Origin of the sequence: Yersinia sp. J1 (genome assembly GCF_050586585.1) — a bacterium.
Lineage (GTDB): Bacteria > Pseudomonadota > Gammaproteobacteria > Enterobacterales > Enterobacteriaceae > Yersinia > Yersinia entomophaga.
The window spans coordinates 230,905-251,810 of sequence record NZ_JBOBDP010000003.1 but is presented as its reverse complement, the minus strand read 5'-3'; the positions used below and the strand labels follow the sequence as shown (position 1 = coordinate 251,810).

Below are 20,906 nucleotides of genomic sequence, written 5' to 3'. Positions count from 1 at the left end.
GAACCTGAGAGTTTAGGTTTAAAGACGATGGAAGAACCAAGACGGGAAAGTAGTATACTCGAACCTTGGTTTCGCTACAAATGATCTCAACGCCTCGCAGAGTTTTACTCATGAAAAGCGCGCTGAACACCGTCTTCCTATCCGTTATAATTCAATATATTAACGTAATTGAAATTCAACAACCATCCATCAAATGAATTAAAACACGTTAGATTTCAGTTTCTTGCTTTTTAACCTGCTGCCATGCGGCTTCCATTTCGGCTAAAGAGGCATCTTCCATCTTGCGGCCAGAGGCGGTAACTATCTGTTCTACCTGACGAAAGCGTCGCTCGAATTTACGGTTTGCCGCCTGCAAAGCATTTTCGGCTTTATGGCCCAAATGGCGGGACAGATTCACCGTCGCAAATAGCAAATCGCCGATTTCCTCTCCCAGTTTCTCCTCGTCCACCACCGCCTGTTTCGCTTCAAACATCACTTCGTCGATTTCTTCGTATACTTTGTCCAGCACCGGGCCAAGCGTATCCCAATCAAAACCAACGGCGGCACAGCGTTTCTGGATTTTATGCGCCTTCATCAACGCCGGTAAAGCGTCTGGAATATCATCCAACGCCGAGTACAGCGCCTTATCAGCCCGTTCCCCGGCTTTGCGTTGCTCCCAACCGGCAATAATTTCTGCGCTATCCATCACCTCGGCCGATTGACCCGAAACAGGGAAAACGTGAGGATGGCGGCGCACCAGTTTGTCGCTGATGGCGTTGCAAATATCATCGAAGGCAAATAACCCCTGTTCTTGCCCCATTTGGGCATAAAAAACCACTTGGAACAGCAAATCGCCCAGTTCATCACGCAGGTCGGGATAATCCTGCCGCTGAATCGCGTCAAGCACCTCGTAGGTTTCTTCCAGCGTGTAAGGCGCGATGGTATCGAAAGTCTGCTTACGGTCCCACGGGCAGCCGTTTTCCGGGTCACGCAACGCGCACATGATATCCAACAGACGTTGTAAGGCCGAAGCGGTGGAATCAGCGGCGGTTTCAGTAGGCGTCATAGCGGTTTTTTCACTTTTATTTATGATAATCAAGATGTAATGTGCGCAGTAGAATTGATGTTAACCAGCGCTCGGCTCAAAAGTCGAACACTGGTCAGAGCTAAAAGGGCAAAGCCTAGCCCAGATCGCCCACTCGCGGATATCCTCGTTAATTTAATTGCCGTGCAAGCGGCGGGCATCGATCACATCCGGCAACTGATTGAGCTTAGCTAACACCCGACCTAATACCTGTAGGTTATAGATTTCAATATCCATATCGATGGTAGCCAGCATCTTTTTGGTATCACTACGGCTGGCGACGCCCAATACGTTGACTTTTTCGTTAGCCAAAATCGTGGTGATGTCCCGTAATAAGCCGCTGCGATCGTTGGCTGTGACCCGAACCACCAGCGAATACCCGCTGGAATAGCTTTCTCCCCACACCGCATCAACAATGCGTTCCGGCGCGTGAGATTGCAGATCCAGCAGTTGTTCACAATCGGCGCGGTGAATGGAAATCCCCCGTCCTTGAGTAATAAAACCAACGATTTCATCACCCGGAATCGGCTGACAGCAACGTGCGATGTGATGCATCAGATTACCGACGCCTTCCACCACGATGCGACCGCTGTCTTTACTGCTATTGCGGGACGGCTGCTGGGTTTTGTTGGTCAGATGGCGTAACGCCTCCAGATCGGCTTCTTCCGCCGTAGGTTTGTTAAGCTTCCCTTGCAGGAAGTTCACCATCTGATTGAGACGAATATCACCGCCACCAATGGCCGCTAACACTTCATCCAGCGAATTCATGTTATAGCGTGGAACCAGCAGCTTTTCGGCCTCTTTCAGGCTGATATCCATATGTTCCAGTTCGTCGTCCAGCATCTGACGGCCAGCCAGGATATTTTTATCGCGATCCTGTTTCCGGAACCAGTTATGAATTTTGGAACGACCGCGGCTGGTGGTGACATAACCGAGGTTCGGGTTCAACCAGTCACGGCTTGGATTCGGCTGCTTCTGGGTGATAATTTCGATCTGATCGCCCATTTGCAGCTGATAGGTAAAGGGCACAATGCGCCCGCCGATCTTGGCTCCGATACAACGGTGACCCACGTCGCTGTGGATATGATAGGCAAAATCCAGCGGCGTAGAGCCGGCTGGCAAATCAATTACATCGCCTTTTGGCGTAAACACATACACCCGATCGTCGAACACTTGGCTACGAACTTCATCCAACATCTCGCCAGAATCGGCCATTTCTTCCTGCCACGCGATCAGTTTGCGCAGCCAGGCAATACGCCCTTCGTAGCCTGAGCGCCCTGCCGCAACCGCCCCTTCTTTGTATTTCCAGTGAGCGGCGACACCCAGTTCCGCATCTTCATGCATCTGGCGGGTTCGAATCTGAATCTCCAGCGTTTTTCCACGCGGGCCAAGCACCACGGTGTGGATCGACTGATAACCATTAGGCTTAGGGTTGGCTACGTAGTCGTCGAATTCATCTGGCAAATGACGGAAATGAGTATGCACAATACCTAATGCGGCATAGCAATCCTGCAAACGCTCAACCACCACCCGCACCGCGCGAACGTCAAACAGCTCATCGAACGCCAGCGACTTCTTCTGCATTTTGCGCCAGATACTGTAGATATGTTTAGGGCGGCCATAAATATCCGCTTTGATTCCTTCATCGGCCATGGCCTGACGTAAAGAAGCGACAAAATCGTCGATAAACTGTTCGCGATCGATGCGGCGCTCGTGAAGCAACTTGGCGATCTGTTTGTATTCATCAGGATGCAGATAACGGAAACAGAAATCTTCCAGCTCCCATTTAATCTGGCCAATACCCAAGCGGTTAGCCAAAGGCGCATAGATATTGGAACATTCCTTGGCCGCCAGCACGCGTTCATCTTCCGGTGCGTCTTTAACTTCCCGTAGATGAGCGATACGTTCCGCCAGTTTAATGACCACACAGCGGAAATCTTCCACCATTGCCAGTAACATACGGCGGACATTATCCACCTGCTCTGAACTCATCGAATCATTAGTGGTGGCCTTTAGCTGGCGAATGGCATCCATATCCCGCACGCCGTGCACCAGATAGGTAATGCCTTTGCCAAACTGTTCGGTCAGGGTTTCTTCGTTAACCACATTGGCATCAACCAATGGGAACAGCAGCGCCGCGCGCATACTGTCGTTATCCATACTCAGGGTGGAAAGGATTTCAACCATTTCAAGGCCGCGCCACAGCAGTAGCGAGGCATCGGGATGACCTTGTGTATGTTGTTCACAATAACGCCAGGTTTCGGCTAATCGCTCACATGACTGCGGGTTGGGAAGACCCAAGCTGGCGATCCAATCGTCGAGAGCAAACTCGCCCGCTGGATTCAAATGTGCACTTCTTACCGCAACCATAACTTCTCCCTACTCAGCGGCCAGTGGCTCCTGCTGTATAAACAGCGCCATTGACTCAAGATGCCCCGTGTGCGGAAACATATCTAACATTCGCACACGTGCAAGACGGTAACCGGCGTCGATCAGCACGTGGCTATCTCGTGCCAAGGTGGTGGGATTACAAGACACGTATACCACCCGTTTCGGCGCCAGCTTCACTATATGTAACATGACCCCGGCCGCACCTGCCCGCGCCGGGTCCAGCAATATTTTATCAAAACCTTGGCTCGCCCAAGGCTGTTTATCGATCTCGTCCTCTAAATTCTCATGAAAGAACGAAACATTAGCTAAACCATTAATCTGCGCATTATATTGCCCATTAGCCACCAGTGTCGCAACTCCTTCTATACCCACAACTTGTAGGGCATGACGCGCTAACGGCAAAGTAAAATTACCCATACCGCAGAATAAATCCAAAACGCGCTCATTCGGTTGCACATCCAACCATTCCAGCGCCTGCGCCACCATTTTCTCATTTACCGTGGCATTGACCTGAATAAAATCGCGCGGATTAAACGCTAAGCGTAGACCTTCTATCTGATAGTAAGGCTCCTCGCCGCTTAAACGCTCAATATGATCGCTGTCGGGAGCCAGATAAATCGCGACCTGCTCACGCTGAGAAAAAGCCAGTAACGCGGCGCGATCGGCGGTACTCAAGCTATCAAGATGACGTAGCGTCAGCAACGGCCCATTATCGGCCAGCACCAATTCTACGTGTCCCAGGCGTTTAACGGCACGCAATTCTGACAAACAGCGATAAAGCGGCGCTAACAGGCGCTCGAGCTCTGGTCGCAGTACCGGGCAGGTTTTTATCGCCACCAAATCGTGGGAAGCGACCTTGCGAAAACCCATGACCAAACGCTGCTGTTTAGGTTGGTAGTACAACCCTAAACGCGCTCGCCGTCGATAACCGTATTCAGTCCCGCAGATGACAGACTCTGGCTCTACGGTTACGCCTGTTTCTCGCGCAATTAGGCGTTGCAGGTGAGCCGCCTTGCTGTTCTGCTGTAAGTGGGTATCGGCATGTTGCTGCTGGCAGCCACCGCAGGTCCCAAAATGTGGGCAAAGGGGGGCGACTCTCTCGGCGCAGGGCTTCAGTAAACGCTGAAGCTTTCCGCGGGAAAACTGACGTTTTTCTTCAGTTAACTGTATCTCGGCCTGCTCTCCGGGTAGCATACCGGGGACAAAAATGGCCTTACCTTGATAATGTGCAACGCCCTGCCCTAAAGGATCCAGGTCGTCAGCAGTCACGGTTATCATTTGCCGGGTCGTAACACGGCGGTTTGGAGAGTAGAATTGCGCCATAATTATTGATGAGTATGCGTTGGTTTTCGTAAGCTGCTAATTCTCCCACATTGGAATACCATGACCAAATACAGTCTTCGCGCGCGCATGATGATACTAATCTTAGCTCCCACGCTTCTGCTTGGGCTATTACTCAGTACATCTTTTATGGTGCATCGATATAATGAACTGCAAAACCAAGTAGTTAACGCAGGAACCAGTATTATCGAACCGCTGGCGGTTGCCAGTGAATATGGAATGACGTTCCGTAATCGAGATACCGTCAGACAGTTAATTAATCTGTTACATCGCCGCCATTCAAATATTGTGCGTTCAATTACCGTTTTTGACGCAGATAATAATCTTTTTGTCACTTCTAACTATAATTACAACTCGTCACAATTAAGGTTGACGAATAATATTCCGATCCCCAGTTCTTTGATGCTGACCTACCGAGGGGATTCGTTAATCTTAAGAATGCCCATTGTCTCGGAATATAATATCTCCAGTGACCGGCCACCAGAAGCCAATATTAGCAACCGTCCGCTGGGTTATATTGCCATCGATCTAGATTTACAATCCGTACGACTTCAGCAATATAAAGAAGTGTTTATCTCTACTTTATTGCTGTTGTTCTGCCTGTGTATTGCCATTTTGTTTGCCTATCGTCTGATGCGCGATGTGACCGGCCCTATCCGTAATATGGTGAATACCGTAGACCGGATTCGGCGCGGCCAGTTGGATAGTCGGGTAGAAGGACACATGCTGGGAGAATTGAATATCCTGAAAAACGGCATTAACTCGATGGCGATGTCGCTGGCGGCCTACCACGAGGAAATGCAGCAGAATATCGATCAGGCCACTTCAGATCTGCGGGAAACGCTGGAACAGATGGAAATCCAGAACGTGGAACTGGGTCTGGCGAAGAAACGGGCGCAGGAAGCGGCGCGAATTAAATCCGAGTTTCTGGCCAATATGTCCCACGAATTACGCACGCCGCTTAATGGCGTAATCGGGTTCACCCGCCAGACGCTGAAAACCTCCCTGACGCCAACTCAAACAGATTACCTGCAAACCATCCAGCGCTCGGCCAATAATCTGCTGTGTATCATCAATGACGTACTGGATTTCTCCAAGCTAGAGGCCGAAAAGCTGGTGTTGGAGCATATTCCATTCCCGCTGCGTGAAACCTTGGATGAAGTCGTTATTTTGCTGGCTCACACCGCACATGAGAAAGGGCTGGAACTGACGCTGCACGTCAATAATGATGTGCCAGAACAGGTGGTAGGCGACTCTATGCGCTTGCAGCAGGTCATGACCAACCTGCTGGGCAATGCCATCAAGTTTACCGAAAATGGTAACGTAGATATCCACGTAAGTCTGCTATCGCAAACCGCCCGACAAATTAAGCTGGCGGTGGAGATTCAGGACACCGGCATCGGTATTTCCGAACAGCAGCAGTCTCAGCTGTTTCAAGCTTTCCGCCAGGCCGATGCCAGCATTTCCCGCCGCCACGGTGGTACCGGGCTTGGCTTGGTAATAACCGAGCGTCTGGTCAAAGAAATGGACGGCGATATTAGCTTCCGTAGCGAGTTAAATCGTGGCTCAACTTTCCGTTTCCATATCACTTTAGATCTCAACGAAGGCATGGTCTATCGCCAGCCAACCATGGAACAGCTCGCCGGCAAGCATTTAGCCTATATCGAACGGAATCCGGCGGCAGCGCAGGCCACGTTGGATATGTTGAGCATTACGCCTCTGCGGGTGACTCACAGCCCGACGCTGGCCCAACTCCCGGATAAATACTACGATTTCCTGCTAGTCGGCGTTCCGATTCCTTTCCGCACGAATATGGCAGGTCATCAGGATAAGCTGTTAGCGGCGCTAAAAATTGCCGATCATGTGATTCTGGCGTTGCCAAGCCAGTCTCAGGTTGATGCAGAGCAGTTAAAACAGTTAGGTGCCAAAGCCTGTCTGGTGAAACCGATTTCCAGCAATCGCCTGATGCCACTGTTGTTGAAAGAAGATCCGCGAGCATTGCCCGCGCCAAACGAAAACGAACCGAAAAAGCCGCGCCTGCCGCTGCGTGTAATGGCGGTGGATGACAATCCTGCGAATCTAAAACTGATAGGCACACTGCTGGAAGAACAGGTTGAAGAAACCATTCTGTGTGAAAGCGCTGAAAAAGCCATTGCCGTCGCCCGCGAACATGCTCTGGACGTGATTTTGATGGATATTCAGATGCCGGAAGTGGACGGTATTCGCGCCAGTGAGTTAATTCATCAATTACCTAATCATGTTAATACGCCAATAATTGCCGTTACCGCCCACGCCATTAGTGGCCAACAGGAGCAGTTTCTCAAGCTTGGTATGGCTGATTATCTGGCTAAACCTATTGATGAAACCCGGCTGACGCAGGCGCTGGCGCGTTTTTACCAGCATGAACAAACGACCGTTCAGAAATCTGCTACGGTAATGACCCCGCGGCCTGCAGGCTGGGAAGATTCGATTAACTGGCCGCTAGCTATTCGTCAGGCCGCCAATAAAGAAGATTTGGCGCAGGAGCTGTTGGTCATGCTATTAGCGTTTCTCCCACAGGTCACACAGCGGGTCAACGCCATTGTGGAAGGCGCAGACGACGAGGATATCGTGAATCTGATTCATAAATTGCACGGTAGCTGCGCGTGCAGCGGCGTCCCGAGACTAAAACGGCTGTGTTCCTATATTGAGCAACAGCTACGGCAGAAGGCTGACAATCAGGATTTATTGCCAGAATGGCTGGAATTACTCGATGAAATAGAGAATGTCATTCAGGCTGCGAAAAGCCATATAGGCCAACCGCCGTCGCCTGAATCAAAGGAAAATTAAGCGGGGATAGGTAAAATTCGGGGCCGAAATATTCTGGCCCCGAATCGCGGATAATTACTGTGCTAACAGATAAATATCGGTATCACCACGATGAATACTCAAAGCCAGCACTGAAGGCTTAGCCTCGAGAATTTTACGTAACTCACCGAGATTTAGCGTCGGTTTCTGGTTTACACCGGTAATAATATCGCCTTTTTTCAGGCCGATACGCGCGGCGGCAGAACCTTCTTTCACGCTATCTACCTTCACGCCTTTCTTACCTGCGGCATCAAAGTTGCTCAGTTCAGCGCCTTCAATCCCTGTGTAAATGTTGCCAGACGCGATCTGCGCCTGAGAACCCTGCTCCAACGTGACATCGACAGTAATCGGTTTACCTTCCCGCAGCAGGCCCAGCACTATTTTGCTCCCCACCGGCAGTGTGCCAATCTCAGCGCGGAAGGCGGCGAAGCTGGAGATGGCTTTTCCGTTCATGGTCACAATCACATCACCGGCTTTAATACCGGCTTTTGCCGCTGAAGACTTCGGCAATACCTGACTGATAAAGGCACCTTTCTGCGCGTCCACGTTCATGGCTTTAGCCAATTCGGAGTTCAGTTCGGTTCCCATAATCCCCAGTTCGCCGCGTTTCACCTGGCCAAACTCCACCATTTGCGACGTCAGGTTTTTCACCATATTACTTGGGATAGCAAAACCAATACCGATATTGCCACCGTCCGGAGCCAGAATAGCAGTGTTAATCCCGATCAGTTCACCATTCAGGTTCACCAGAGCGCCGCCGGAGTTACCACGATTAATTGCAGCATCGGTCTGGATAAAGTTTTCGTAGTTTTCAACGTTCAGGCCACTGCGCCCTAACGCCGAAACGATACCGGACGTCGCCGTTTCCCCTAATCCATAAGGGTTACCGATCGCCACGGTATAGTCGCCCACCCGCAGTTGATCGGAATCGGCCATTTTGATCGCCGTTAGATTTTTAAAGTCTTTCAACTGGATCAAGGCAATATCGGTGCGTGGATCTTTACCGATCACTTTGGCGTCGAATTTACGCCCATCGCTCAACTGCACCTGAATTTTATTCGCGTTTTCTACTACGTGGTTATTGGTCACCACATAGCCTTTCGCAGCATCAATCACTACGCCAGCGCCTAATCCTCGGAATTCTTTCTGAGTTGGCTGACCATCGCCACCGCCCAGCCCGCCCTGACACAGCGGTGAACCCTGGAAAGGCGAACCATCCTGACATAACGGCGAGTTTCCGCCGAAGAACTGTTGGAACTGGTCTGGCATCCCGGCACTTTTTACCGTAGCACTGCCTTCCACGTTGATGCTGACCACCGATGGCATGACCTTTTCTAGCATCGGTGCCAGACTAGGGAGCTGCTGGGTGCTGGATGAGGCGGTTTCTGCAGCAATGGCAGAGACCGGCCCCATGGCGAAACCAATGCTTAATGCCAATGCGCTTAACACTAACGTAGTTTTTTTCATGGGTCGGTTCTCTTTCTCTCTATATACAAATAACAAGTTAATTAATAGTTTTGACTAACTAATCGAGTCATGCAAAGTAAGAGTAGTCGTCAGAGCCTAAGTTCATTAATACTGAATCTGTAATAGTAAAAATTGTTTACCGTCTTTACAAAACTCGACCTAATAAAGATTAAATAATAGAACGGCAGCAGAAACTTATTCTGCCGCCATCAAACGACGATATTCATCATAGGCATAAAGATCGGTCATACCGCTGATGTAATCCTGAAGCAATCTAGCCCGATAATAATATTCCCTAATCTCTCGCAGCTCGGCGGATAAATGACTCACACCTTCTATCGCCTCAACATAGGCTAAACGGTGCTTGATCGAAAGTTTATGGTACAGGCGGGTTTCAATTGGATAGTCGCGATGACTGTCCTCCGCGACCAACTGCGCGAAAGCCGCCTGCGGCATAGAGAGTAACGGGCTGTAGATATCCAGTAAACCACTGATAACCCGGTAGCCTTGTAGCTCCAGTTGCTCAACTTCCGGATGATTAAATACATGTTTTGCCGCTACAGATTTGAAAATCTGTAATAATTTGCAGGCTGGACTTGAATCCTCTAATAATGCCTGATTAAAGGTTCCATTAAATACGCTAGATAAGTTATCAATAAATCGTTGAGCGGCGTGAGGAACCAATTTACCGACGGTATATACCCGTAAATACATAAAGAATTGATCTTCTGAACTTCTTCGCCCTTGAACTCGTTCAATCTTACGAGCCGCATTCCCAATTATTTTATCAAACAAATCACCGGGTACGACCTCACCCCATTCGTTCTTCAAATGTTCAAATAGCTGCTCCACGGTAAAGATGCTCTTTTCTACCGCATCTTCCAGATCGGCAATACAGTAAGAAATATCATCGGCAGCTTCCATAATATAAGTCAGCGGGAAGCGATCGAATTCTCCCATATTCAATTCTCGCCTCAGCCGCTCAACATAGTCTTCTTCCGCCAGATAGAAACCGGGCTTTTTCATCAAATAGCTGTGGCTGGGAGGCAAGGGCGCAGACCAATAGGCCGGGCGGGTATATTTCAAAATACAGCCAACCTGCGCGTAAGTCAGATTGAGCTTCAGCAAGGTATAAACCAAACGTATAGCTTGGGCATTACCTTCAAAATGGCTGAGATCCTGTCGAATACGGCTGCGCAGCCGGTTCAATTCCTGCTGTCCTTCTGACAATCGCAGAAAACTAACCTCGCAGCGATCCTGCGTTTGCGGCTCTGATCCGCAGCTAGCGGGATCCATACGGCGGGAAAACCAATTATTGATTGCAGATTCGCCAAAATGTCCAAAGGGTGGGTTGCCGATGTCATGCATCAGGCAGGCCATTTCTACAATACTTTCAAAAGGATCGAGTAGCTTATCCAGACCTAATTCGTCGATCCGTTTATCTTGTTTAAAGCGATTCAGTATTTCTTTAGCAATGTGCCGCCCAACCTGCTGAACCTCTAGCGAGTGGGTTAAGCGACTGCGAACCGCCGCATTACGTTCTAACGGAAAAACCTGGGTCTTTTGCTGTAAACGCCGAATAGCTGCCGAATTGACGATGCGCCCGCGATCGCTCTCAAACTGGCGCACAATGTCATATTCATCTTCAGCGGTAATCGTTTGACTAAACGGACGCTGAAAACTGATTTTCTGCTTAAAGTCGATCCCGGACATCATTCCCCCTGACGGTTGCACCTTCGGTAGCACCCTTCATTCACCTGCGACGCAACGCCATTGCACATTACCTGTAGCTCACTACAATGATAACCTACTGACAGAGAAAAACATGGTTATCCCCTTTTAAAAATTAGCGAGTATTCAAAATGAAAGTAGGAATTATTGGCGCGATGGAACAAGAGGTTACTCTGCTACGCGACAAGATCGAAAACCGCCAGACATTGTCACGCGCAGGCTGTGAGATCTACACCGGCCAGTTGTATGGAGTAGAGGTTGCCCTGCTGAAATCCGGCATCGGTAAAGTCTCTGCGGCAATGGGCACCACATTATTGCTGGAACATTGCCAGCCTGACGTCATCATTAATACCGGCTCTGCTGGCGGTCTGGCGGCCTCGCTGAACGTGGGTGACATTGTGGTTTCCGAAGAAGTGCGTTACCACGACGCGGACGTCACCGCCTTTGGCTATGAAGCTGGCCAAATGGCCGGTTGCCCCGCGGCCTTTACCGCAGATAACGCCCTAATCGAACTGGCTGAAACCTGCATCAGGCAATTGAATCTTAATGCTGTACGCGGTCTGATTTGCAGCGGCGATGCCTTTATCAATGGCGCAGAGCCTTTGGCTCGTATCCGTAAAACCTTCCCGAGCGTAGCTGCCGTAGAAATGGAAGCCGCCGCTATCGGCCACGTTTGTCACGCCTTCAATATCCCATTTGTAGTGGTGCGCGCGATTTCTGACGTTGCCGATAAAGAATCTCATCTGAGCTTCGATGAGTTCTTGGTGGTAGCCGCTCAGCAATCGACGCTGATGATTGAAGCTATGCTCAAAATGCTGTCCCAGCGCGCGTAAGTATGAAATCAGGCTCAATACCGACATTCTGCCGCAGAGCCATATTCTGCGGCTTTTTGATCCTGGGAATGACGATACCCGCCTTGGGAGCCGAACGGATCATCAGTCTGGCTCCTAGCACAACCGAACTGGCCTACGCCGCCGGTTTGGGAGATAAGCTGGTCGCCGTCAGCGATTACTCCGACTATCCTGAAGCGGCCAAAAAGTTGGAGCACGTGGCTTCCTGGCAAGGGATTAATGTTGAAAAAATACTGGCGCTTAAGCCAGATCTGATTCTGGCCTGGCGCGGCGGTAATGCCCAACGTCCGCTCGACCAGTTGGCATCATTCGGGATTCCCATTTTTTATTCCGATCCCACCACTATTGAGCAGATCGCCGACGATCTGGATAAACTGGCGGGATACAGCCCTGAACCGCAAAAAGCCCATCAGGCAGCGCAGCAAATTCGGCTACGCAGAGCAGAGCTGGCAAAACATTATGGAAAAAATCAGCCTCTGAAGGTATTGCTGCAATTTGGCACCCAGCCGCTGTTCACCACGTCCGGCCATACCTTACAAAGTGAAGTCGTCGCGTTGTGCGGCGGCGAAAATATTTTTGCCGATAGCCGCGTACCCTGGCCGCAAATCAGCCGTGAACAGGTACTTAACCGCCAGCCAAAGGCTATCGTTATCGCCGGTGGCGATGAGCAAATCAAGTCGGTTCGCGCCTTCTGGCAGCCGCAGCTCGATATCCCGGTTATTGCCGTCAATGAAGACTGGTTTAATCGCGCCAGCCCGCGTATCCTGCTCGCCGCTCAACAGCTGTGCCAGCAACTGGCCAGCATTTCATCCCCTGTCGCGGAGTAATCTCAAATGCTGGTCTACTGGCTGGATATTTTAGGTACGGCGGTATTTGCCATATCCGGCGTACTCTTGGCGGGCAAACTACGGATGGACCCTTTTGGCGTATTGGTCTTGGGCGTGGTGACCGCTGTCGGAGGCGGAACCATTCGCGATATGGCGCTGGCTAATGGCCCGGTTTTTTGGGTAAAAGATCCCACCGATCTGGTGGTAGCGATGATCACCTGTCTGGCGACTATTTTGCTGGTGCGCCAACCGCGCCGGACGCCAAAGTGGATTCTACCAGTGCTGGATGCCATTGGATTGGCGGTGTTTGTGGGCATCGGCGTGAATAAAGCCTTTGCCGCCGGAGCCAGTCCGCTGGTGGCGATTTGTATGGGCGTGATTACCGGCGTGGGCGGAGGAATCATTCGCGATGTATTGGCGCGGGAAATACCGATGATTCTACGCACCGAAATCTACGCCACCGCCTGTATTATTGGCGGCATTGCGCATGCCACGGCCTACCATACTTTTGGTATGCCGCTGCAACAGGCTATGATGCTAGGTATGGCGATCACGCTGGCTATCCGGCTAGCTGCCATTCGCTGGCGCTTGAAATTGCCCACCTTTGAGATTGAATAGATTAATATCCATTCAGCCCAGCATTAACGAGAACACGCGAAAACTCCCGTTGATGCTGGACGACTTCCATTTGCAGTAACGGTCTTAAAGTTCCGAATATCTACCCCTGCCCCGGCTCATAAAGGGCAGAAAATACTCTTCCCACTTTGACCATATCAACTCACATAAATACAGTGGCTTTTAAACGCATATTCGACCGATTACTCAGAACGATGACTATCAGTGTTTCCATCATATTCTTTACTGTAAAAATGGAAGTTAGTGCAATCGACAGATCCATCCCCCGCAATAGTAAAAGTGGCTTTAAGACTAAGTCCATCATACCAATGCGCGTTTTCTTGAAAGTAATGTTCACGTAACACCATAAAATGTTCATGACTTACATTCTGCTGAATAAGATGGCTGACTTCAATCTCACCACTCTCTGCATCAAAGCGAAACTCAGCTTGCTTGTCCGGATTCCCAAGAAAAAAAAACTGTTTTTTAGAGGATAATAAGGTATCAATCAGCGCAATTTGCCCAATTTGCGATCCCACGATATTGAAAACCTCTTCCTGTTTTTCCGTTAATTTATTAATAAATTTTTTCAGATGAGCTTCTTTTACTTCTGAGCTAATGGTATCAGTAACGGACATTCTAAACCCGTCTACATTATATGTTCCTCTGCATATATCTTTAAAAATCTGTTTAGCTCCACCATTATTCCACTGCACTCTTAAATCACCAGAAATATATCTTTTTATTGCTGCAATGAAATCTATTTTCAAATCCTGGTCGGCATTGATTTTATTCATATTAAAATATGAAAGAAACTGTTGCTCTTCTAGTAGTAGAGAGTGACGGTCTTGACTATATATATCCTGCTCGCCAATAAAAAAAGTAATATTATCTTTATTCGGGTGGTCCTCTACTCTAAATAAATCTCTATATACTGGCTCAGACATCAATTTTATTTTATTAAAAATCTCTACCCTATCTCGTAGAGTTATGCTGGCAGATGTGCCATGAGCATGGGTTAACCTGTAAAGTTCATTCATTGCATCCTGTTTTTTTTCTGGGCGGAAATAATCCATGATTTTATCCCATAATCCCAGCTGCGTTGCATGGTCTTTATCTTGTGAAATCATTCGTTCAAGGCGACTTTCACTAACTAAAACCGAACGTGTACCAATAGTTAAAGCTATGTTCATAATATCCTCCTATCACTTGAGATAAAGTTACATTACAACGCTTATTTATATAGGGCTTTAATATTACGATTGCGCTATAATCTTTGGCTGATAAATGCAGGCATGTCATAAAAAATAGTATTCCGCGTAGCGTTTTAGGTTAATTTATCACTTTGTTTTTTCAGGTTTTTACACCATGATAATTAAACATATACTGTGATGACATATTACTTTTTCATTACGACGATTTTGCCTAACCTGCTTTTATTATCACGACCCATAGCACTGATTAAGTTATATTCAGATTTCAGCCATCAAGTTTCTTCGCAGCAGACCGATACCTGATACTCAATGTGCTTTCCGTCTGAACGAAAAGATGGCCAACGAACTATAAATTTTTTATGAAACGACTTTTTTTTACTTCCTGGCTAGCGCTATTCGCTATGCCCGGACTGGCAAAAAGTCAGAATGGCAGTATCTTTGTCAGCCTGAAGCTGTACGCAGCATGCCAGATTTCACCAGAGACCAATCATACCCCTGACGGGCCAAACCCGCAGGTCAATTGCCCAAAAGACGCCAGTTATGCCCCCAAAATTACGCGTTCTGACGCTGTAACACTGCGGAATGCTGAGGTCACAAACGATGTGCAGATTCCTGTTCAATTGATTACGTTAGAGTGGTGATCGAGAGAGCGCTAATCGAAAGTGATGAACGTCGGACATAAAAAAACCGCTTACCGAAAGGCAGGCGGTTTTTTTCGCTATTAATAAATCGATGCGATAACTATCAGATACTAAAGGAAGAACCGCAGCCGCAGGTTGATTTGGCATTCGGGTTAGTCACGATAAAACGTGAGCCTTCCAGACCTTCGGTGTAATCCACCGCGCCCCCCACCAGATATTGCAGGCTCATTGGGTCAACCACCAGCTCAACCCCTTCTTTTTCAATGGTCATATCGCCGTCATTGATCTGGTCGTCGAACGTAAAACCGTACTGGAATCCGCTACAACCACCGCCGGTAATGTAGACCCGCAGTTTCATATTCGGATTTTCTTCATCTGAAATCAGCAGTTTTACTTTTTTTGCCGCTGCCTCGGTAAACTGCAGGGGCAATACTGTTTCGTCGCTCATACTCTGTACTCCCAACCGGTGTTCGAGTTGCAGGTCACTACAATGGCAGCCTGATCTATGTGGCAATTATCTAATACCTGAGTAATGGGTTCAAGTATTCACGGTAAATGATATATTTTATTTACCTGTTTCAACCGCCGTTTCACTGGCTTTTGCCGCTTCTGCCGCCTGTTCCTGACGCTGTAAGGTACGGGCTAAAATGGCAGAATACAATGGCTTACCGCCCATAAATTGGGCAATTAGCGTCGCCCCCAGACAGGTCACTATCATCGGTAAAATAAGTTGGTAGTTATCGGTCATTTCCAACACCAAAACGATGCCGGTCAGGGGCGCACGGACGGATGCGGCAAATAATGCCCCCATTCCAGCGATAGCAAAAGTCCCTGCTTCAATATTATATTCTGGGAAAAAGTGGCCGCAAGATAGACCAAAAGCGGTACCTAACATGGTGCCCAATGCTAGCATCGGTGCGAAAATGCCGCCCGGCGCACCAGAGCCGAAACACAACAAAGTGGTGATCGTTCGAGCGATAAAGATAAACAGCAGCATACCGATGGTGTAATTTCCCGCTGCCGCGATAGGAATTAGCGAGAAGCCGCCGCCGACGGTTTCAGCTTGAATGACCCCCAGCAGCCCGCACATACCGCCCAGTAGCCCGCCAATCATCAGCAGTTTACGCCAGTCTCCGCCGTGGAAACGCATAAACATATCCTGAGTACGGAATACCAAAGCATTGAACGCTACACCCACCGCACCAAACAAAACCCCCAGTGTCAGATACAGCCAAAGGGTATTCAACGGCGCATCGCCGAGACGGCCAACGTCTATCAGCGCCTTTTCACCGTTAAAATAGCGGTAAACAATGGTCGACATAATCACGCCGACAAATACCGCCTTAATCGAAACCAGGCTGTAGCGGAACTGAGAGCGCATCTCTTCGATAACAAACAGAATCCCCGCCAGCGGTGCATTAAACGCGGCGGATAACCCGGCTGCGGCGCCGGTTGCCAATAAAGAATGTCTCGCTTCCGGGCTACGGAGTCGGAAAATATCCACCACCATTCGCCCGGTGTTGCCCCCCATCTGCACCATTGGCCCTTCACGCCCCAGCACCATGCCAGCGCCCAAAGTACCCAGACCACCGATAAATTTTACCGGAATCACCCGCCACCAGCGAACCGGGCGCATTTCCTCCAGCGCGCCTTCGATTTCAGGAATGCCAGAGCCACCGGCTTCTGGGGCAAAGCGGCGAACCAAAAAGTAACCGACCATTGCCAACACTGCAGATAGGATGAAAGCCAGCGGCCACACCAAAATGGCGTAATCTGCAACCTGCCCTATCGCCGCAAAGCGTTGCTGTTGGACCCAATCGACGCCACGATCGAAAGCGACGCCGAGCAAACCGGTAATGACACCAACCACGCCCGCCATGACCAAAATAACAATCGGCGTTTTATCGCGATTAATCAGGGTTCGAATGAAATGGCCACGTCTAATCCGTAAGGCGCCAACGTTAGGTGTTTGTTGCATTGAATCAGTCATAGTGAAGTTATTTATCAGTTGAACCAATAAGTAATACAAATAGACGGTGTGCAGATTTTAGCGCACAACCGATCTATTCGCCTGCATAAAATCCGAAGACGCATGATCTGGCGCAGGATGCCGCTAATTGGCGATCTCTCTTCCTTAATGAGAAAGCAGTTTATAGCCCGCATTCCTACACGAAAGATGCCCAATTATTTGATAACCGCCGTCAGTACTTTAGAATGAACGGATTAATTCCTTGCCAAGCCCAATTCAGGAGCCAGTTAATGAATAAGTCCGAAAGTTTGTATGCCCAAGCGCAACAGTTGATCCCCGGTGGGGTTAACTCTCCGGTGCGTGCATTTACCGGTGTCGGTGGCGTACCACTCTTTATCCATCGGGCTGATGGCGCTTACCTTTTCGACGTCGATGGCAAAGCCTATATCGATTATGTTGGTTCTTGGGGGCCAATGGTGCTCGGCCATAATCATCCGGCGGTGCGCAATGCAGTGATTGAAGCGGTTGAGCGCGGCCTGAGCTTCGGCGCTCCAACAGAGATGGAAGTGAAAATGGCTGAGTTGGTCACCAATCTGGTGCCAACCATGGATATGGTGCGGATGGTTAACTCCGGTACTGAGGCTACCATGAGTGCCATCCGTCTGGCGCGCGGCTATACTCATCGCGACAAAATCATCAAGTTTGAAGGGTGTTATCACGGTCACGCCGATTGCCTTCTGGTTAAAGCCGGTTCCGGCGCTCTGACCCTTGGGCAGCCTAACTCTCCGGGCGTTCCGGCTGATTTCGCCAAGCACACCCTGACCTGTACTTACAACGATTTGGCCTCCGTTCGCGCCGCTTTCGAACAATATCCGCAGGACATTGCCTGCATCATTGTCGAGCCGGTTGCCGGCAATATGAACTGCGTACCGCCGCTGCCAGAATTCATGCCAGGCCTGCGCGCGCTGTGTGACGAGTTCGGCGCACTGCTGATTATCGATGAAGTCATGACCGGTTTCCGCGTGGCATTGGCAGGTGCGCAAAGCTATTACAATGTAGAGCCGGATCTGACCTGTCTGGGTAAAATCATTGGTGGCGGTATGCCGGTGGGTGCCTTTGGTGGCCGTCAGGAAATCATGGAAGCGCTGGCGCCGACCGGCCCGGTTTATCAGGCGGGGACTTTGTCCGGTAACCCGATTGCCATGGCCGCCGGTTATGCCTGTCTGACGGAAGTATCGCAGGTTGGCGTACATGAAACTCTGACCGAGCTGACCGACACTCTGGCCGCGGGCCTGCTGCATGCGGCAAAAGAGGAGAATATCCCGCTGGTGGTTAACCACGTTGGCGGCATGTTCGGCTTTTTCTTTACCGACGCTAAATCAGTGACTTGCTATCAGGACGTCATGGCTTGCGACGTGGAACGTTTCAAACGCTTCTTCCATCTGATGCTGGAAGAAGCGGTTTATCTGGCGCCGTCCGCCTTTGAGGCTGGCTTTATGTCCGTAGCGCACAGCGCAGAAGACATTCAGAAAACCGTGGATGCCGCTCGCCGCTGTTTCGCCAAGCTGTAATGTTCACCTGACGTTAAACGTAAAAAAACCCGCCTTTTAAGCGGGTTTTTTTATTCCCTGCGGGCTATCAGAAAGTCACAGAATAACCGAGATTAAAGGTTCGTCCGCGCCCTTTGAAATCATACAGCGAGGCCGGCCCATAAAGCGGGCTGTAGAAGACCTGCGCCCGTTGGCCCCAAATCGTGGTGTATTCCGTATCCAGCAGATTTTCGATAGAGAAAGAAACCTTGCCCACCGGCAGACTGTAAGAACCCAACATATCCACAGTATTGTAGCCATCCAGTTTCATTCCCGCGCCGTCGGTCACGTCGAACGCCTGCTGAGTTTGTACTCGCAAATTCCAGTCTCCCGGCGTCCAGCCTACATAAGCGGTCAGTTTTGACGGGCTGGCTTCAGTGATAGTCACTTTGCTCCAGCCCGTTTTTGTCTGGTTTTCAGAGCGAATCAGGTTGAAAGAGGCACCGGTAGTCCATTCTGGCATTGGCAGACTGTAATCAACTTGCCCTTCAATCCCGTAAATACGACGTTTGCTATCCACCACATCAATATTTAACGTGGATTTATTGTAGTTAATCGATTTATCCGACTGCGTGTAATAGGCCGCCAATTGGGTCGTGACGTTATCGCCCAGGTAGCGCCAGCCTAACTCATAGGAGTTGGTTTTAATCCCTTGCAGGCGAGAATCCGCTACGTTAATGCTGTCTTTTAGCTGATAGTGGTCGCCCACTTTGACGTAGTTGCCCTGACCGTAATATTTACCGATGTCTGGCAATTGGAACGCCTGAGAGAAGTTCAGCCACATTTGCTGATTTTCAGTCAAATGTGCCAATACGCCAGCGTTGAATAACAGATTATCGTAGCTGGTTGTGCCGCCGGGAATAGCATCGGCGCTTTTAGCCTGACCAGAGGCAACGGCTTCCTGCTGAGTGGTTCCCACAAAGTCGTTGATGGTGTTTTTCGCATATTGATAGCGCACACCGCCGTTCAGCGTGAACATTTCCGTTAACGCATAGTCCGTTTGCATAAACAGTGCGCTATTAGTCACGCTGTAGCCCGGATAGCGGCCAATCTGATAAATGCTGCTCATATTCATGCCGCCACTGGCATTGGCTTTCGCCATATCGAAGCTCATCTGATTAGCATCAAACTCCTCCCGATCAATATCCGCGCCGTAAGTCAGATTCCACCTGTCGGTCAATTGACTGGTCATGGCTACCGTTGCACCGTATTGACGGGTATTTTGCTGCGAAGTGGAATAACTATCGACTTGGGTTTTATTGGCGCTCAGCCGCGGGAAGGGATGGAAATCCAGCTTTTCGTTACGATAATAAGTTTGAGCCAACAATTCCTGACCGAAGAAATCTTTATCGGTATAAGTGAAATTCAGCAAGTTACGCTGCGTGCCGGGAATGCGGTCCGAATACATACCGCTGCGGTTTTCTGCGTTTCCGCCTTTGCCGGTCACAACGGAGAAATCCTTCCCTAAATACAGCGCGTGATCGCCATCACCGGCGCTTTTGTAATACTGCGCCAGCACTTCGATACGGCGATTAGTATCCAGATTAATACCGCCATTGGCCATCAGATCCAGACGGTCGGAATACTGTAAACCGGTCTGGGTGATGTCCATGGTGATAGGATCGCCTTTGCCATCGTACCCGCCGCCAAACCGACGATAAGAAGCAGAAAGGCGTCCGTCAATATGTTCATTGCCGCCGCTCCACGCCGCGCCAAAGTTGTTATCCATATCATCGCTATTATTGAAACCGCTTTTAGCGCCGGTTGCGAATTCAAACTCGGAACCCGGCTTACCTTTTTTGGTAATGATATTGACCAAACCGCCAATACTGCCGCCGCCGTACAGCGCGCTGGCGCCGGAAAGCACTTCTACGCGTTCTATATTGAAGGGATCGATAGAATCCAACTGACGACTACCGGCACGGGAGGTATTCATCCTCACTCCGTCGATGAGCACCATCATTTCGCGGCCACGCATATTCATGCCGAAGTTAGTACGCCCTTGACTGCTGACGTCCATACCCGGTACCAATTGCGCCAGAATTTCTTTGATATCTTTTCCGCCGCCGGCCTGCTCGGAGATCTGCTGGTTATCGATAATCCAGGTGGTCTGGGCAATATTCGCCACGGTTTTATTAGTGCGACTGGCGGAGATCACCATAGTATCGGCGTTAGTCTCAGCGGCGGCATAAGCACTGCCACTCAGCAGTGCCGTGGCGATAACAACAGTTTCTGTGAACAACTTCTGACGATTATTTTTCATTAGCGTACCGCGAAGGAAGTTATGACGGAGTGTAAAAACGCGTAAACACTAATACAAATAATTTCCATTCACAAATAAATTATTAACAGGCTTTTCA

General features: G+C 49.6%; 15 protein-coding genes. 6 read left to right on the top strand and 9 right to left on the bottom strand.

Features of this window, described 5'->3' with window-relative positions; translation table 11 throughout:
* Window positions 1-208: 208 nt before the first annotated feature.
* From mazG to rlmD, 3 genes are all read right to left on the bottom strand, one after another.
* Window positions 209-1,045, bottom strand: coding sequence for a nucleoside triphosphate pyrophosphohydrolase (gene mazG, locus ACQ4OC_RS08140; RefSeq protein WP_430971074.1), 837 nt, complete (start codon window positions 1,043-1,045; stop codon window positions 209-211).
* A 153-nt stretch (window positions 1,046-1,198) separates the two neighbouring features.
* A complete protein-coding gene (gene relA / locus ACQ4OC_RS08135; protein ID WP_049601266.1) occupies window positions 1,199-3,433 on the bottom strand; it encodes a GTP diphosphokinase in 2,235 nt (744 codons plus the stop codon).
* 9 nt (window positions 3,434-3,442) lie between these two features.
* Entirely contained in the window at window positions 3,443-4,777 is a 1,335-nt protein-coding gene (gene rlmD, locus ACQ4OC_RS08130) for a 23S rRNA (uracil(1939)-C(5))-methyltransferase RlmD (RefSeq protein WP_064516518.1), read from the bottom strand.
* 60 nt (window positions 4,778-4,837) lie between these two features.
* Here rlmD and barA point away from each other — a divergent pair, with 60 nt between their 5' ends.
* Window positions 4,838-7,624 (top strand): two-component sensor histidine kinase BarA, encoded by a 2,787-nt coding sequence (gene barA, locus ACQ4OC_RS08125; protein ID WP_064516516.1) that lies wholly within the window; start codon window positions 4,838-4,840, stop codon window positions 7,622-7,624.
* A 54-nt stretch (window positions 7,625-7,678) separates the two neighbouring features.
* On the opposite strand, the gene degP is transcribed toward barA, so the two are convergent.
* Together degP and dgt are read right to left on the bottom strand one after the other, a co-directional pair.
* Window positions 7,679-9,109: a serine endoprotease DegP gene (gene degP, locus ACQ4OC_RS08120; RefSeq protein WP_064516514.1), complete on the bottom strand. Its 1,431-nt coding sequence runs from the start codon at window positions 9,107-9,109 to the stop codon at window positions 7,679-7,681.
* Window positions 9,110-9,304: 195 nt separating this feature from the next.
* Window positions 9,305-10,822: a dGTPase gene (gene dgt, locus ACQ4OC_RS08115; RefSeq protein WP_064516512.1), complete on the bottom strand. Its 1,518-nt coding sequence runs from the start codon at window positions 10,820-10,822 to the stop codon at window positions 9,305-9,307.
* A gap of 149 nt (window positions 10,823-10,971) precedes the next feature.
* On the opposite strand from dgt, the gene mtnN reads away from it, so the two are divergent.
* From mtnN to ACQ4OC_RS08100, 3 genes are read left to right on the top strand one after another with little or no spacing between them, the layout of a single operon-like run.
* Complete coding sequence (mtnN, locus tag ACQ4OC_RS08110; protein ID WP_064516510.1) at window positions 10,972-11,673, top strand: 5'-methylthioadenosine/S-adenosylhomocysteine nucleosidase; 702 nt, start codon at window positions 10,972-10,974, stop codon at window positions 11,671-11,673.
* Window positions 11,674-11,675: 2 nt separating this feature from the next.
* Entirely contained in the window at window positions 11,676-12,518 is an 843-nt protein-coding gene (gene btuF / locus ACQ4OC_RS08105) for a vitamin B12 ABC transporter substrate-binding protein BtuF (RefSeq protein ID WP_064516508.1), read from the top strand.
* Between the two features lie 6 nt (window positions 12,519-12,524).
* On the top strand, window positions 12,525-13,136 hold the full coding sequence (locus ACQ4OC_RS08100) for a TRIC cation channel family protein (protein ID WP_064516506.1): 612 nt from the start codon (window positions 12,525-12,527) through the stop codon (window positions 13,134-13,136).
* A gap of 200 nt (window positions 13,137-13,336) precedes the next feature.
* Here the strand turns inward: ACQ4OC_RS08100 and ACQ4OC_RS08095 are convergent, their stop codons facing one another.
* Window positions 13,337-14,326: a hypothetical protein gene (locus ACQ4OC_RS08095; RefSeq protein ID WP_120805258.1), complete on the bottom strand. Its 990-nt coding sequence runs from the start codon at window positions 14,324-14,326 to the stop codon at window positions 13,337-13,339.
* 380 nt (window positions 14,327-14,706) lie between these two features.
* Between ACQ4OC_RS08095 and ACQ4OC_RS08090 the strand changes: the two genes are divergently transcribed.
* Window positions 14,707-14,988, top strand: a complete 282-nt coding sequence (locus ACQ4OC_RS08090; RefSeq protein WP_064516502.1) for a hypothetical protein — start codon at window positions 14,707-14,709, stop codon at window positions 14,986-14,988.
* A 103-nt stretch (window positions 14,989-15,091) separates the two neighbouring features.
* On the opposite strand, the gene erpA is transcribed toward ACQ4OC_RS08090, so the two are convergent.
* Together erpA and clcA are read right to left on the bottom strand one after the other, a co-directional pair.
* The gene (gene erpA, locus ACQ4OC_RS08085) at window positions 15,092-15,436 is read right to left on the bottom strand and encodes an iron-sulfur cluster insertion protein ErpA (protein ID WP_049601291.1); all 345 of its coding nucleotides are present in this window, start codon (window positions 15,434-15,436) and stop codon (window positions 15,092-15,094) included.
* 117 nt (window positions 15,437-15,553) lie between these two features.
* The gene (clcA, locus tag ACQ4OC_RS08080; protein WP_064516500.1) at window positions 15,554-16,978 is read right to left on the bottom strand and encodes a H(+)/Cl(-) exchange transporter ClcA; all 1,425 of its coding nucleotides are present in this window, start codon (window positions 16,976-16,978) and stop codon (window positions 15,554-15,556) included.
* A gap of 269 nt (window positions 16,979-17,247) precedes the next feature.
* On the opposite strand from clcA, the gene hemL reads away from it, so the two are divergent.
* On the top strand, window positions 17,248-18,528 hold the full coding sequence (hemL, locus tag ACQ4OC_RS08075) for a glutamate-1-semialdehyde 2,1-aminomutase (protein ID WP_430971073.1): 1,281 nt from the start codon (window positions 17,248-17,250) through the stop codon (window positions 18,526-18,528).
* A gap of 67 nt (window positions 18,529-18,595) precedes the next feature.
* Here hemL and ACQ4OC_RS08070 read toward each other — a convergent pair whose 3' ends face one another.
* Entirely contained in the window at window positions 18,596-20,809 is a 2,214-nt protein-coding gene (locus ACQ4OC_RS08070) for a TonB-dependent siderophore receptor (protein ID WP_064516496.1), read from the bottom strand.
* Window positions 20,810-20,906: the final 97 nt, after the last annotated feature.